This is a genomic window from Mixta calida, assembly GCF_002953215.1.
Lineage (GTDB): Bacteria > Pseudomonadota > Gammaproteobacteria > Enterobacterales > Enterobacteriaceae > Mixta > Mixta calida.
The window spans coordinates 1,389,443-1,403,274 of the sequence record NZ_CP026378.1 but is presented as its reverse complement, the minus strand read 5'-3'; the positions used below and the strand labels follow the sequence as shown (position 1 = coordinate 1,403,274).

Below are 13,832 nucleotides of genomic sequence, written 5' to 3'. Positions count from 1 at the left end.
ATGCCGATCAGGCATTCCCTTTAACGTTAAGTTTAAGCTCCGCGGCAAAAGAGAGCATGCGATTGAGCGGCAGCAGCGCACGCGCGCGCAGGCTGGCGTCGATATGGATCTCATGCGCCGCGCCGCCCTGCTCCAGCCCTTCGGCAATCGCCTGCAGGCCGTTCATCGCCATCCATGGGCAGTGCGCGCAGCTGCGACAGGTGGCGCCTTCGCCGGCGGTCGGCGCTTCAAGCAGCGTTTTTTCCGGCACCGCCTGCTGCATCTTATAGAAAATGCCGCGATCGGTGGCAACTATCATTTGCGGATGCGGCAGGGTTTTCGCCGCCTGGATCAGCTGGCTGGTAGAGCCGACGGCATCCGCCAGCGCCACCACCGCCTGCGGCGATTCAGGATGAACCAGCACCGCAGCCTGCGGATAAAGCGCTTTCATCTGCTGCAGCGCCTGGGTTTTAAACTCATCGTGTACGATGCAGGCGCCCTGCCAGCAGAGTACGTCGGCGCCGGTCTGCTGCTGTACATAGCGTCCAAGGTGACGATCCGGCGCCCAGAGGATTTTTTCGCCAAGGCTGTCGAGATGCTCAATCAGCTCCACGGCGATGCTGGAGGTGACCACCCAGTCGGCGCGCGCCTTCACCGCCGCCGAAGTATTAGCGTAGACCACTACGGTACGGTCTGGATGGCTATCGCAAAAGGCGGCGAAATCCTCTTCTGGACAGCCGAGATCGAGCGAACATTCAGCCTGTAACGTCGGCATCAGAATGGTTTTTTCCGGGCTGAGGATTTTCGCCGTTTCGCCCATAAAACGGACGCCGGCGACCAGCAGCGTCGAAGCGGGATGGGCGCTGCCGAAACGTGCCATCTCCAGCGAATCGGCCACGCAGCCGCCGGTTTCTTCCGCCAGCGCCTGAATTTCCGGGTCGGTATAGTAGTGCGCCACCATCACCGCATCGCGTTCGCGCAGCAGATGTTTGATTTTCTCCCGATACGCGGCTTTTTCTTCAGGGGAGAGGCGGGCCGGCTTTGGCGGAAAAGGATAGAAGGTGTCAGATTCAGGCAACAGGCTCATCAGGGGTTCTCGTTTTATCAACTTAACTTATCCAGCATTTTTACCGCTTATTAACGGCATAAAAGCCACATCGGTTTTGTATGCTAAACAAGATAATGGAAAACGGGGTCGCTGTCGCTGATTTTACGCGGCGCGGCGCTGAATCAGCCGCGCAACGTAGTTTTACAGGCTTAACAGATCGGGTTTCTCAATAGCCAGCAGGAACGCCTTGGCATCCAGCCCACCGGCAAAGCCAGTCAATTTGCCGTTAGCGCCGATCACCCGATGGCAGGGCGCGATAATCGAGATGGGATTGCGTCCATTCGCGGCGCCTACCGCCCTGACGGCGGCAGGATGACCGATGGCGCGCGCAATCTCGCTGTAGCTGCGCGTTTCGCCATAGGGAATAGCGACCAGCGCCTGCCACACCTTTTTCTGAAACTCGGTGCCGACGAAATCCAGCGGCACGGTGAACTGCTTTAGCTCGCCGGCGAAGTAGGCGCGCAGCTGCCGCTCGGTTTCGATCAGCACCGGATGCAGCGGATCTTCAGTAATCGGCCCCAGCCGGATGCGCGCCATCTCATTCGGCCACAGCACCGCCGCCAGGCCGCGCTCGCTGGCCAGCAGCGTCAATTCGCCCACCGGCGACGCCATTTTTTTGCTGTAATAGCTCATCTTCCCCTCCGCATTCATCTGCACTTCGGGCTTATTATCTCGCATTTTTTATCGGTTACCGGCTGTTTTCGGTCACCAAAATAAAAAATATCGCTGTCCGAAAATGGCGAGTTTTATACTGAAAGCAATCGTATGGTAACGGTAGTAACCCGTCACGGAGTTGAAAAATGATTAACGGCGACACGGCTTATCAGGCATTAACGTCCAAAGACCGGCGTTTCGACGGCCTCTTTTTCGTTGGCGTCACGTCGACCGGGATTTATTGCCGCCCCGTCTGCCCGGTAAAAGCGCCGCGTCGGGAGAACTGCCTTTTCTTCGCCAGCGCCGAAGCGGCGGAAAAGGCGGATTTCCGTCCCTGCCTGCGCTGCCGTCCCGAGCTGGCGCCGGGCAACGCGCCGGTCGACAGCGCCTGGCGCATCACCGATCTGCTGTTGCAGCGCATCGATGAAGGCATGCTTGACGAAACAAACAGTCTCGAAGAAGTCGCCGCGTGGTTTAACCTGAGCCTGCGTCAGCTAAGACGCATCGTGCAGCAGGAGTTAGGCGTTTCGCCGCTGGAGCTGAAACAAACCCGACGCCTGTTGCTGGCCAAGCAGCTGCTAACGGAAACGCGCCTGCCGGTCACGGAAGTCGCTTTCGCCAGCGGCTTCAGCAGCCTGCGGCGTTTTAACGACGTGTTTAACAAGCGCTACCGTATGGCGCCCAGCCGCCTGCGTAGAGAGGCCGCCGCAGGCGAACCGCTCAACGGGCCGGATGACGCTTCTACGCTGCTGCTGGGCTATCGTCCTCCCTATAACTGGCAAACAATGCTCGATTTCCTGCGCCTGCGCGCGCTGAAGGATGTTGAGTGGGTGGATGACGACAGCTATGCGCGCACCGTGCAGCTGGGACGCTTTCGCGGCTGGATTCGCGTGACGCACGCGCCGCAAAAGCATGCGCTGCAGGTTGAATTTTCTCACTCGCTGACCGGCGCCCTCCCCGCCCTGTTGCGCCGTCTGCGTAAACTGTTCGATTTAAACGCGCATCCGCACTCTATTGACGATCGTCTGCGACAGGATCCGCTGCTGGCCGCGAGTATCGAACGCGATCCTGGCTTGCGGGTGCCGGGCGCGTTCGACGGCTTTGAGATGACGGTGCGCGCGGTGCTGGGACAGCAGATTACGGTGAAAGCGGCCACTACACTGGGAGGACGCTTCGTCGGCGCCTTTGGCGAAGCGTTCGCCACGCCGTTCCCGGCGCTGACCTGCCTGGCGCCGACGCCGCAGCGGGTAATGACGGCAAGCATTGATGAGATCGCCCGATTAGGCATCGTCAGCGCGCGGGCGCGATCGATTCTGGCGCTGGCCGTCGGTTGCGCCAGCGGCGATCTACAGCTGGACGCCTGCACAGACCCGGAAGCGATGATGGAAAAACTGAAACAGCTGCCCGGCATCGGCGACTGGACCGCCGCCTATATCGCCATGCGCGCGCTGCGCTGGCCCGACGCCTTTCCTGCCGGTGATATTGTGGTGCGCAACAATCTTGGCAAAGTCACGGCAAAGCAGGCAGAGGCCATTTCGGCCGCCTGGCGGCCGTGGCGCAGCTATGCGGTGATGCATATCTGGAAAAATCTGGCGCCGGTAAAAAAATAGAGCTCGATTTCGCATAGCAAAAAGGCGCCTTTAGGGCGCCTTTCTACACTGGTGGGTCGTGCAGGATGACTCGGCTTCGCCTCGCCCTACGGGCGGTTGCCGCTGGCAACCTTGTCTCGCTGAAGCTCGACCCGAACCTGCTGCAGGTTCTCATCCTGCCGATTTCGCATAGCAAAAAGGCGCCTTTAGGGCGCCTTTCTACACTGGTGGGTCGTGCAGGATGACGCGGCTTCGCCTCGCCCTTCGGGCCGTTGCCGCTGGCAACGTTGTCTCGCTGAAGCTCGACCCGAACCTGCTGCAGGTTCTCATCCTGCCGATTTTACATAGCAAAAAGGCGCCTTTAGGGCGCCTTTCTACACTGGTGGGTCGTGCAGGATTCGAACCTGCGACCAATTGATTAAAAGTCAACTGCTCTACCAACTGAGCTAACGACCCGATGGTGGGTGATGACGGGCTCGAACCGCCGACCCCCTCCTTGTAAGGGAGGTGCTCTACCAACTGAGCTAATCACCCGCAATGCGGTTTACTGCTTTGGATAAAAAACTTTCGGTTTCTGTCTGCCGGTTTGCACCAGATACCGCCCTGAAGTGGTGGGTCGTGCAGGATTCGAACCTGCGACCAATTGATTAAAAGTCAACTGCTCTACCAACTGAGCTAACGACCCGCAATGCGGTTTACTGCTTTGGATTGGATAAAAACCTTTCGGTTTCTGTCCGCCGGTTTACACCGGGTACTGCTTTGAATTGGTGGGTCGTGCAGGATTCGAACCTGCGACCAATTGATTAAAAGTCAACTGCTCTACCAACTGAGCTAACGACCCGCCGTGCGGTTTGCTGCTTTGGATGCTTCCCTGAGGCTTTCATCCGCCGGTTTACACCGGATACCGCTTTAAAGTGGTGGGTCGTGCAGGATTCGAACCTGCGACCAATTGATTAAAAGTCAACTGCTCTACCAACTGAGCTAACGACCCACTTTAAGCATCCGAAACACAATTACTTATGCCTCGTCAACGGCGGCATATATTACTGATTTACGTTTTCAGCGCAACCACTATTTTCCCCGCGCGCGCTCAACTGCTTACCTTTCATGCGTTAAGACCAGAAATCCAGCGATATCTGGTCAACTTTACGCAATTAAAGCGTGGCGGCGCGTTTTTGCGCCTGTTTAGCCGCTTCGGTGTTCGGGTACTGTTTGACCACCTGCTGATAAACCGCTTTCGCCTTGGCGTTGTCACCTTTGTCCTGCATGATCACGCCTACTTTATACAACGCTTCCGGGCTTTTCGGCGACTTGGGATAGTTTTTTACCACGGTGGCGAAATAGTAAGCCGCGTCGTCTTTCTTGCCCTTGTTGTAATTCAACTGACCCAGCCAGTAGTTAGCGTTCGGCTGATAGGTTGAATCAGGGTATTTTTTGACGAACGCCTGAAACGCCGCGATCGCCTGATCGTACTGTTTCTTTTCCAGCACCAGCGCCACGGCGTTGTTGTAGTCGCTGTTAGCATCGCCGCTTTGCACCGGCGCCGCTGTCGCAGAGGTTGACGTCCCGCTGTCCGCCGCCGCCGCGCTATCGCCTGACGAGGCTGCGTTGCCGGCGCTGGCGCCCGCTGACGCGCCGCTGCTCAGGCTGTCGATTTGCTGGTAAATCTGCTTTTGCCGCTCAACAACCTGATTCAGCTGATAGCTGTTTTCCTGAATCTGTCCGCGCAGCGAATCGATATCGCTCTGCGTAGCGTTAAGCTGCTGCTGTAACTGTTGAAGAAGTTGAGCCTGCGCATTGGAGATGCGCTCAAGAGAGGTGACACGGTCTTCCACCGAGCCAGAGCCGACGCTACTGATTGATGCCTGGGCATTAGCGGCCCAGGGGGCCGCTACGCCAATCAGTAACGACAGACTCAACAGGTGAGATCTGAAGCTACTAATCATGTGACTCTCTTAGTATACCAGTACGGCACGACGGTTTTTGGAGTATGCCGCTTCGTCATGACCCAGAACAGCCGGCTTCTCTTTACCGTAAGAAACGATAGAGATCTGATCGGCGGAAACGCCTTTGCCCTGCAGGTACATTTTAACGGCGTTAGCACGACGCTCGCCCAGCGCGATGTTGTATTCCGGCGTACCGCGCTCATCCGCGTGACCTTCTACGGTCACTTTGTAGGACGGGTTGCTACGCAGGAAAGCAGCGTGCGCATCCAGCATCTGAGCGAAGTCAGAACGGATGTCGTACTTGTCCAGATCGAAGTAAACGATGTTGTTCTGCTGCAGCTGCTGCATCTGCAGACGCGCCTGCTCGTCAGAAGACATGTTGCCGCCGTTCATGCCATTGCCGCTGCCGTAAGCACCATCAGCGCCCATACCGTTGGTCTGGTCGTTGTTGTTGTTTTTGTGCGAGCTACATGCAGCTACAGCGATTACCGGCAGAGCCAGCATTAAACCCTTCAGCACTTTGTTCAGTTGCATTTCTAAATCCTGTTATGAGTTGCTATACATATTTACACATGCATCACAGATACGGCGACCAGGCAGGAAATTTGACCTGTCCATCGGTAGCCGGAAGACGCGCTTTGAAACGCCCATCTGTCGAAACCAACTGCAACACGGAACCCATCCCCTGAGTAGAGCTATAGATTACCATCGTGCCGTTAGGTGCGAGACTCGGCGTCTCATCCAGGAACGTGTCCGTTAATTGTTGAACGGCTCCCGTTTCCAGATCTTGTCGGGCGACGTGTTGAGCACCGCCGTTGGTGCTGATCATCACCATAGATTTGCCGTCAGTGGCAACATCCGCATCCTGGTTTTGTGAACCTTCCCAGGTTACGCGCTGCGGCGCGCCGCCATTGACGCTAACTTTATAAATCTGCGGACGTCCAGCCTGGTCGGAGGTGTAGGCCAGGTTCTGGCTGTCCGGGTACCAGGTTGGCTCGGTGCTGTTAAAGCGGCCGTCGGTCACCTGACGAATCTGACCAGAGCCGAGATCCATGACATACAGGTTCAGGCTGCCGGTTTTAGAGAGCGCGAACGCCAGCTTAGAACCGTCCGGCGAGAAGGCCGGCGCGCCGTTGTGACGCGGGAACGATGCCACCTGACGAATAGCGCCGTTGGCCAACGTCTGGATAACCAGTGCGGATTTACCGCTTTCAAAGGTCACGTAGGCCAGCTTGCTGCCGTCCGGCGACCAGGCCGGAGACATCAGCGGCTGCGGCGAACGATGCACCACAAACTGGTTGTAGCCGTCGTAATCCGCGACGCGCAGCTCATACGGGAACTGACCGCCATTGGTCTGCACCACATAGGCGATGCGGGTGCGGAAGGCGCCCTTGATGCCGGTCAGCTTCTCAAAGGATTCATCGCTGGCGGTATGCGCCGCATAGCGCAGCCACTGTTTAGTCACTTTATACTGGTTCTGCGCCAGCACGGTGCCCGGCGAACCGGAGGTGTCCACCAGCTGGTAAGAAACGGTATAGCTGCCGTCGGCGCCGGGTTGGATCTGCCCAACCACCACCGCGTCAATGCCCAGAGCGGTCCAGGCCGCCGGCTGTACTTCCGCCGCGCTGGTCGGCTGCTGCGGCAGACGAGAGCGATCCAGCGGATTAAATTTGCCGCTGTTGCGCAAGTCTGCGGCGATGATGCCGCCGATATCTTCCGGCGCCGCGCCTGGGCCGTCCCATTTAAACGGGACCACGCCAATCGGACGCGCCGTATTCACCCCCTGGGTGATTTCGATGCGCACTTCTGCATGCAGCATCGCTGCCCACAGCAGAAGAAAAAAGCTTAAGGTTACACGTAGTGCCTGCTTCATTTTCTCTCCCTTATCTGAACGTCGTGTTCATGATAATTCGCACTGTTCCTGACGACGATTAACTAAGACCATACAGAGTATGGCAAGCTAACCATAGTTCAACCTGCCATTTGTTACTGCATTCTTAAGGCTTGAATTCCAGCGTAGCGTCCTTCACCGCCTGCCAGACATCCTGGCTTGGCGGCTTAGGCATTCTCGCCATACGGGCGGCGTTGATTGCCGCCTGGCAGAGCGCCGCGTCGCCGCCGGCCGCCGTCGCGGAAATCAACAGGCCATCGGGCGCCAGCTTAATACGAACGTCGCAGGTGCGCCCTTTAAAGGTGTCGGCGTCGTAGAATTTGCTTTCTATCGCCCCCTTCACCTGACCCAGATAACTGTCAATCGCCGCGCCGGACGCGCCCGATTTCTTCTGCGTGCCCTGCCCCGCCGCGCCGCCGCCAGCCTGACCGGTCTTCGGCGCGTTTTTGCCTGAGGTCAGGCCGCCCAGCAGATCGTCTACCGCGCTGCTGTCGCTGGCCGCTGCCGCCGCCTTTTTCTTCGCGTCCGCAGCCGCCTTCGCTTTGGCCTCAGCCGCTGCTTTGGCTTTTGCCTCGGCCTTGGCTTTCGCCTCGGCTGCAGCCTTCTCTTTCGCTTCCTGCGCCGCTTTTTCCTTCGCTTCGGCCGCCGCTTTCGCTTTCGCCTCCTGCGCCGCTTTCGCTTTGGCTTCCGCTTTTTCTTTCGCTTCGGCCGCCGCCTGCGCTTTCGCCTCGGCGTCCGCTTTGGCTTTCGCTTCCGCAGCGGCCTTCGCCTGCTGTTCCGCTTTTTTCTTCGCATCGGCGGCAGCCGCTTTGGCCTGTTCTTCCGCCTTCGCTTTCGCCGCGGCCGCAGCGGCGGCCTTCGCCTGTTCCTGCGCTTTAGCTTTCGCCTCGGCGGCAGCGGCCTTCGCCTGTTCCTGCGCTTCCGCTTTGGCTTTCGCCGCGGCGGCTTCGGCCGCTTTCTGCTGCTCCTGCGCGCGCTTCGTCGCTTCTTCAGCCTGACGCTGCTGCTCTGCCTGCGCCTGAGCCTGCTGTTTCGCTTCTTCCTGCGCCTGCAGACGCTCTTTTTCCAGCTCTTTCAGCCGCTGCTGTTCAGCGGCCTGTTTCGCCTGCAGCTCTTCCGCCTGCTGCTGCGCCTGTTTCTGCCGCTGCTGCTCGGCGCGACGGCTGTCGCTCTGCTGGTTCTGCTGACGGTTATATTGTTCAACCACAGCGCCCGGATCGACCATGACAGCATCAATATCGCTGCCGCCGCCCCCGCCGCTGGCCTCGATTTTCTCGTCAAACGAGCTCCAAATCAGTAATGCAATCATGACGATATGCAATATCACTGAAATGATTATCGCGCGTTTTAACTTATCGTTTTGTTCGGATGCCTTCGACACGCTCGGTTCCCAAAAAACGGTTACGGAATAATTAAATTGGCTGCGTCATCAGGCCAACTGATTTCACACCCGCCTGATGCAGCAGGTTCAGCGCCTTGATAATTTCGTCATAGGGGACATCTTTCGCGCCGCCAATCAGAAACACCGTTTTCGGGTTCGCTTCCAGTCGACGCTGCGCTTCCGCCACTACCTGCTCGGAAGGCAGTTGCTCCATACGATCGTGATCGACCACCAGGCTGTACTGCCCTACGCCGGAAACTTCCACGATCACCGGCGGATTATCATCACTGGAGACCGTCTTTGAATCGGTCGCGTCCGGCAGATCGACTTCAACGCTCTGGGTGATAATCGGCGCCGTCGCCATAAAGATCAGCAGCAGCACCAGCAGCACGTCCAGCAGCGGAACGATGTTAATTTCAGACTTCAGATCGCGACGACCGCGACCACGCGTTCTGGCCATACGTCACCTCTGCTTACTTTTTATTCTCGCTGGAGAATGCCTGACGGTGCAGGATAGCCGTGAACTCTTCCATAAAGTTGTCATAGCCCTGCTCCAGCTTGTTCACGCGCTGGTTAAGACGGTTATAGGCCATGACCGCAGGGATCGCGGCGAACAGACCGATAGCGGTGGCGATCAGCGCTTCAGCGATGCCCGGCGCAACCATTTGCAGCGTGGCCTGCTTCACCGCGCCCAGCGCGATAAAGGCGTGCATGATCCCCCAGACCGTACCGAACAGGCCGATATACGGGCTGATTGATCCGACGGTGCCCAGGAAAGGAATATGGTTTTCCAGCGCTTCCAGCTCGCGGTTCATCGAGATGCGCATCGCGCGGGTGGCGCCTTCCACGACCGCTTCCGGCGCATGGCCGTTGGCGCGGTGCAGACGGGCAAACTCTTTAAAGCCGGCGTAGAAAATCTGCTCTGAGCCGCTCAGCTCGTCGCGACGTCCCTGGCTTTCCTGATACAGGCGCGACAGCTCGATGCCCGACCAGAATTTATCTTCAAACGCTTCCGCTTCGCGTCCCGCCGCGTTGAGTATGCGGGTGCGCTGGATAATGATCGCCCAGGACGCAATGGAAAACCCGATCAAAATCAACATGATAAGTTTGACCAGAAGGCTCGCCTTCAGGAACAAATCAAGAACATTCATGTCAGTCACTGCTTGAACTCCGCGACAATAGACTTGGGAAGCGCTATCGGCTTCATTAGGTGTGGGTTGATGCAGGCAATAAGAACCTCTGCTTCATTGAGCAGCTTGCCTTCCGCATTGACGATACGTTGCCTGAATGTCATGGTCGCGCGACCCATCGACGAAACCTCGCTCTGCACTTCAAGCAGGTCGTCCAGACGCGCGGCGGCAATATAGTCAACCGTGATCCGACGCACGACAAAAGCAATCTGCTGTTCAAGCAGCGACTGCTGATTAAAATGGTGCTGGCGCAGCATCTCAGTACGTGCCCGTTCATAGAAAGCAATGTAGCTGGCGTGGTAAACCACACCACCGGCATCCGTATCTTCGTAATAGACACGCACCGGCCATCGAAACAGCGTTGTACTCACTTTACATCCCGGTAATGCTTTTAAACGTTGCTACTATACGCAAGTGCAATCGGCTTTGGAATGGGTCGCCGAAGCGCGGAGAAAATAATTATCAAATGGAAACTATTGACAAAATTTTCGGAATATATCGTGGCGTAAGGTGGGGATAAACAGAGGTTTGCTGACAGAACTTTTCACTGTTAGCGGAGCCGGAAGCGACAGCGCCAGGCTCCGAATACAATTAAGATTAAAAGAAGAAGAAGAGATTTCCCCATAGCAGCGCCAGTAGTGCCGGCAACGGAGAGAAAAAGCAGCGCCAGCGAAGCCGACGCGGACGAAAGCCAACGCCGTGCACCACACCCGCGCAGGTCGCCCAAATCAGCAGGAACCCCTGCCAGATGCTTAACGGACTTGTGCGGGCGGCGAAGCGCGTCGGGTCCCAAAACAGGCAGCCCGCCAGCAACAGCGCCAGCGCCAGGGAAAGCGCCCGCAGCGGGCGCTTATCCATCAGGTTATAGAACCGTTGCAACCGCTGACGCATCAAGCTTTATCCTGTTGCGCCGTCTCTTCCACATGCTCCAGCGCCAGCGCGGTGATAATACCGAAGGCGCAGGCGAGCAGCGTTCCAAGAATCCAGGCAAAATACCACATGGCTAAACGCCTCCGTTAATAGAGTGAATGTGTGTTGCTTTCAATATGTTCTTTGGTGATGCGGCCGAACATTTTGTAGTAGCACCAGCTGGTGTAAATCAGAATGACCGGCACAAATACCATTGCCACATAAAGCATCAGCTTCAGCGTCATCAGGCTTGAGGTAGCATCCCACAGCGTCAAGCTCATGTTCGGCTGCGTGCTGGACGGCATAATGAAGGGGAACATCGCCACCCCGGCGGTAAGAATGACGCAGGCCAGCGTCAGCGAGGAGAACAGAAACGCCCAGGCGCCCTTCTTCATTCGTGAGCAGAGCGCCGTTAACAGCGGGAACAGCAGGCCCAGCGCCGGGATCAGCCACAGCAGCGGATAGCGGTTAAAGTTAAGCAGCCAGGCGCCCGCTTCGCGCGCGACTTCTTTATTTAACGGGTTAGAGGCCGCGGCGCGATCGATAGCGCTGGTCACCACGTAGCCGTCAATGCCGTACATGACCCAGACGCCCGCCAGCGCGAACGCCGCCAGCATCACCAGCGCGCTGATTTGCGCCGCCGCGCGGGCGCGTAGATACAGCTCGCCGCCGGTGCGCATCTGCAGATAAGTGGCGCCTTGCGTCAGGATCATCGTCAGGCTGACGACGCCCGCCAGCAGGCCGAACGGGTTCAGCAGCTGGAAGAAGTTACCGGTGTAGTAGAGACGCAGATAGGCGTCGGCATGAAAAGGCACGCCCTGCAGCAGGTTGCCGAACGCCACGCCAATCACCAGCGGCGGCACGAAGCTGCCGAGGAAAATGCCCCAGTCCCACAGCTTACGCCAGCGCATATCTTCGATTTTAGAGCGGTAGTCAAAACCGACCGGGCGGAAGAAAAGCGAGGCCAGCACCAGAATCATCGCCACATAGAAGCCGGAAAAGGCCGCCGCATAGACCATTGGCCAGGCGGCGAACAGCGCGCCGCCGGCGGTGATCAGCCACACCTGGTTGCCGTCCCAGTGCGGCGCGATACTGTTAATCATGATGCGGCGTTCGGTATCGGTGCGACCCAGAATGCGCGACAGCATTCCCACGCCCATATCGAAACCGTCGGCGACCGCGAAGCCAATCAGCAACACGCCGATCAGCAGCCACCAGATAAAACGTACAACTTCATAATCCAACATAGCTGGCTCCTTTACTGCATCGGCTGCGAAGCGACAGTGGACTGCTCATAGTGATAGCGTCCGGTTTTCAGGCTGCTTGGGCCCAGACGAGCGAACTTGAACATCAGGTACATCTCCACCACCAGGAACAGCGTGTAGAGACCGCAAATCAGGCCCATGGAGAACAGCAGATCGCCGACCGTCAGCGTCGAGTTGGCGACCGCCGTCGGCAGCACTTCGCCAATCGCCCAGGGCTGACGGCCATATTCCGCCACGAACCAGCCCGCTTCGACGGCGATCCACGGCAGCGGAATGCCATACAGCGCCGCCTTCAGCAGCCAGCGGTTTTTGCCGATGCGGTTGCGAAGCACGCTCCAGAAAGAGAGGCCGATGATGCCCAGCATCAACACGCCGCACAGCACCATGATGCGGAAAGAGAAATAGAGCGGCGCGACGTGTGGAATGGAATCCTGCGTCGCCTGTTTGATCTGCGCTTCCGTCGCGTCGGTGACGTTCGGCGTATAACGCTTCAGCAGCAGACCGTAGCCGAGATCCTGTTTATGGCCGTTGAACGCTTCACGCACTGCCGGATCGGTATTGCCAGCGCGCAGCTCCTCCAGCAGCTGATAGGCTTTCATGCCGTTGCGGATGCGCACCTCATGCTGCGCCATCAGATCTTTCAGGCCGATAACTGGCTTATCCACCGAACGGGTGGCGATCAGGCCCAGCAGGTAAGGAATCTGGATGGCGTAACCGTTCTCCTGCGTCAGCTGATTCGGCAGGCCAAACAGCGTAAAGGCGGCCGGCGCGGGCTGGGTTTCCCATTCCGCTTCAATTGCCGCCAGCTTGGTTTTCTGCACGTCGCCCATCTCATAACCAGATTCATCGCCCAGCACGATCACCGACAACACCGCCGCCATGCCGAAGCTGGCCGCAATGGCGAAAGAACGTTTAGCGAAGGCGAGATCGCGGCCGCGCAGCAGGTAGTAAGCGCTGATGCCGAGAATAAACATGGCGCCGGTGGTGTAGCCCGCCGCAACGGTATGCACGAATTTCACCTGCGCCACCGGGTTCAGCACCAGCTCGGAGAAGCTCACCATCTCCATGCGCATGGTTTCGAAGTTGAATTCGGAAGCGACAGGATTCTGCATCCAGCCGTTAGCGACCAGAATCCAGAGCGCGGAGAGGTTGGACCCCAGCGCGACCAGCCAGGTGACGGCCATATGCTGTACTTTGCCCAGCCGATCCCAGCCGAAGAAAAAGAGGCCGACAAAAGTGGATTCGAGGAAAAAGGCCATCAGGCCTTCGATCGCCAGCGGGGCACCGAAGATATCGCCGACATAGTGAGAGTAATAAGACCAGTTGGTGCCAAACTGGAATTCCATAGTCAGGCCCGTTGCGACACCCAGCGCAAAGTTGATGCCAAACAACTTGCCCCAGAATTTGGTCATGTCTTTGTAGATTTGTTTACCCGACAGGACATAGACGGTTTCCATGATCGCTAACAGAAACGCCATCCCCAGCGTCAGCGGCACGAACAGGAAATGGTACATCGCCGTCAGGGCAAACTGTAAACGCGACAGTTCGACGATATCAAACATCTTAACCCCTTGCTTTTTGCTGAAAGCATTTAAGACATGGTGTGTATTGAGCGCCGCAGCGGACAAATAGCGCCATGCTGATTGCTGAATAAAAAAAGCTGTTTTTATTACTGGTTAACGGACGAACGCTTTTGACCGCTCACCAGCGGTTGAATTGAATTTAATAATCACTTCCAGAGTGAGACGGGAATATCATACCCATACAAACGATACGGTAAAGAAAAATTAGTGTGACCTGGAAAATATTTTTTGATCCAGGTTCGCATTTAACGAAAAAGGGTTATAAGGATGAACTTGATATAGCTCAAATTAATTAAAAAAACGAAAAATGATTAATTATCCTTTAATTTCAGTAAGT

Annotated in this window: 14 protein-coding genes, 5 tRNA genes and 2 other RNA genes; 1 reads left to right on the top strand and 20 read right to left on the bottom strand. The window is 57.1% G+C overall.

All coding sequences use genetic code 11. The annotated features are described in order from the left end of the window. Nucleotides 1-7 precede the first annotated feature (7 nt). Both nadA and C2E16_RS06650 read right to left on the bottom strand, forming a co-directional pair. Nucleotides 8-1,066: a quinolinate synthase NadA gene (nadA, locus tag C2E16_RS06655; protein WP_038627338.1), complete on the bottom strand. Its 1,059-nt coding sequence runs from the start codon at nucleotides 1,064-1,066 to the stop codon at nucleotides 8-10. A 162-nt stretch (nucleotides 1,067-1,228) separates the two neighbouring features. Then, entirely contained in the window at nucleotides 1,229-1,720 is a 492-nt protein-coding gene (locus C2E16_RS06650; RefSeq protein ID WP_038627340.1) for a methylated-DNA--[protein]-cysteine S-methyltransferase, read from the bottom strand. Nucleotides 1,721-1,887: 167 nt separating this feature from the next. On the opposite strand from C2E16_RS06650, the gene C2E16_RS06645 reads away from it, so the two are divergent. After that, entirely contained in the window at nucleotides 1,888-3,351 is a 1,464-nt protein-coding gene (locus tag C2E16_RS06645; RefSeq protein ID WP_038627342.1) for an AlkA N-terminal domain-containing protein, read from the top strand. A gap of 49 nt (nucleotides 3,352-3,400) precedes the next feature. On the opposite strand, the gene C2E16_RS06640 is transcribed toward C2E16_RS06645, so the two are convergent. The 18 genes from C2E16_RS06640 to cydA form a co-directional block, all read right to left on the bottom strand. Continuing rightward, a non-coding RNA gene (locus C2E16_RS06640) (RtT sRNA) lies at nucleotides 3,401-3,526 on the bottom strand. A 29-nt stretch (nucleotides 3,527-3,555) separates the two neighbouring features. Next, nucleotides 3,556-3,681: non-coding RNA, RtT sRNA (locus C2E16_RS06635), on the bottom strand. Nucleotides 3,682-3,710: 29 nt separating this feature from the next. Next, nucleotides 3,711-3,786, bottom strand: a tRNA-Lys gene (locus C2E16_RS06630). A 2-nt stretch (nucleotides 3,787-3,788) separates the two neighbouring features. After that, nucleotides 3,789-3,864 (bottom strand) — tRNA-Val (locus C2E16_RS06625). 75 nt (nucleotides 3,865-3,939) lie between these two features. After that, a tRNA-Lys gene (locus C2E16_RS06620) sits at nucleotides 3,940-4,015 on the bottom strand. 80 nt (nucleotides 4,016-4,095) lie between these two features. Next, a tRNA-Lys gene (locus C2E16_RS06615) sits at nucleotides 4,096-4,171 on the bottom strand. Between the two features lie 74 nt (nucleotides 4,172-4,245). Beyond that, nucleotides 4,246-4,321 (bottom strand) — tRNA-Lys (locus C2E16_RS06610). Between the two features lie 163 nt (nucleotides 4,322-4,484). After that, nucleotides 4,485-5,276, bottom strand: coding sequence for a cell division protein CpoB (gene cpoB, locus C2E16_RS06605; protein ID WP_038627344.1), 792 nt, complete (start codon nucleotides 5,274-5,276; stop codon nucleotides 4,485-4,487). Between the two features lie 9 nt (nucleotides 5,277-5,285). Then, the gene (pal, locus tag C2E16_RS06600) at nucleotides 5,286-5,810 is read right to left on the bottom strand and encodes a peptidoglycan-associated lipoprotein Pal (protein ID WP_038627346.1); all 525 of its coding nucleotides are present in this window, start codon (nucleotides 5,808-5,810) and stop codon (nucleotides 5,286-5,288) included. A 43-nt stretch (nucleotides 5,811-5,853) separates the two neighbouring features. Continuing rightward, on the bottom strand, nucleotides 5,854-7,149 hold the full coding sequence (tolB, locus tag C2E16_RS06595; protein ID WP_038627348.1) for a Tol-Pal system beta propeller repeat protein TolB: 1,296 nt from the start codon (nucleotides 7,147-7,149) through the stop codon (nucleotides 5,854-5,856). A 124-nt stretch (nucleotides 7,150-7,273) separates the two neighbouring features. Next, the gene (tolA, locus tag C2E16_RS06590) at nucleotides 7,274-8,548 is read right to left on the bottom strand and encodes a cell envelope integrity protein TolA (RefSeq protein WP_084970225.1); all 1,275 of its coding nucleotides are present in this window, start codon (nucleotides 8,546-8,548) and stop codon (nucleotides 7,274-7,276) included. A 31-nt stretch (nucleotides 8,549-8,579) separates the two neighbouring features. Beyond that, on the bottom strand, nucleotides 8,580-9,008 hold the full coding sequence (tolR, locus tag C2E16_RS06585; RefSeq protein ID WP_038627352.1) for a colicin uptake protein TolR: 429 nt from the start codon (nucleotides 9,006-9,008) through the stop codon (nucleotides 8,580-8,582). A 13-nt stretch (nucleotides 9,009-9,021) separates the two neighbouring features. Next, nucleotides 9,022-9,708, bottom strand: coding sequence for a Tol-Pal system protein TolQ (gene tolQ / locus C2E16_RS06580; RefSeq protein ID WP_038627354.1), 687 nt, complete (start codon nucleotides 9,706-9,708; stop codon nucleotides 9,022-9,024). After that, on the bottom strand, nucleotides 9,705-10,109 hold the full coding sequence (ybgC, locus tag C2E16_RS06575; protein ID WP_038627356.1) for a tol-pal system-associated acyl-CoA thioesterase: 405 nt from the start codon (nucleotides 10,107-10,109) through the stop codon (nucleotides 9,705-9,707). The genes tolQ and ybgC overlap by 4 nt, the downstream gene beginning before the upstream one ends. 226 nt (nucleotides 10,110-10,335) lie before the next feature. Then, nucleotides 10,336-10,629, bottom strand: a complete 294-nt coding sequence (gene ybgE / locus C2E16_RS06570) for a cyd operon protein YbgE (protein WP_084970224.1) — start codon at nucleotides 10,627-10,629, stop codon at nucleotides 10,336-10,338. Next, a complete protein-coding gene (gene cydX / locus C2E16_RS06565; RefSeq protein ID WP_071883693.1) occupies nucleotides 10,629-10,739 on the bottom strand; it encodes a cytochrome bd-I oxidase subunit CydX in 111 nt (36 codons plus the stop codon). The genes ybgE and cydX overlap by 1 nt, the downstream gene beginning before the upstream one ends. A 15-nt stretch (nucleotides 10,740-10,754) precedes the next feature. After that, complete coding sequence (gene cydB / locus C2E16_RS06560; protein ID WP_038627360.1) at nucleotides 10,755-11,894, bottom strand: cytochrome d ubiquinol oxidase subunit II; 1,140 nt, start codon at nucleotides 11,892-11,894, stop codon at nucleotides 10,755-10,757. A gap of 11 nt (nucleotides 11,895-11,905) precedes the next feature. Continuing rightward, the gene (gene cydA, locus C2E16_RS06555) at nucleotides 11,906-13,474 is read right to left on the bottom strand and encodes a cytochrome ubiquinol oxidase subunit I (RefSeq protein ID WP_038627362.1); all 1,569 of its coding nucleotides are present in this window, start codon (nucleotides 13,472-13,474) and stop codon (nucleotides 11,906-11,908) included. Nucleotides 13,475-13,832: the final 358 nt, after the last annotated feature.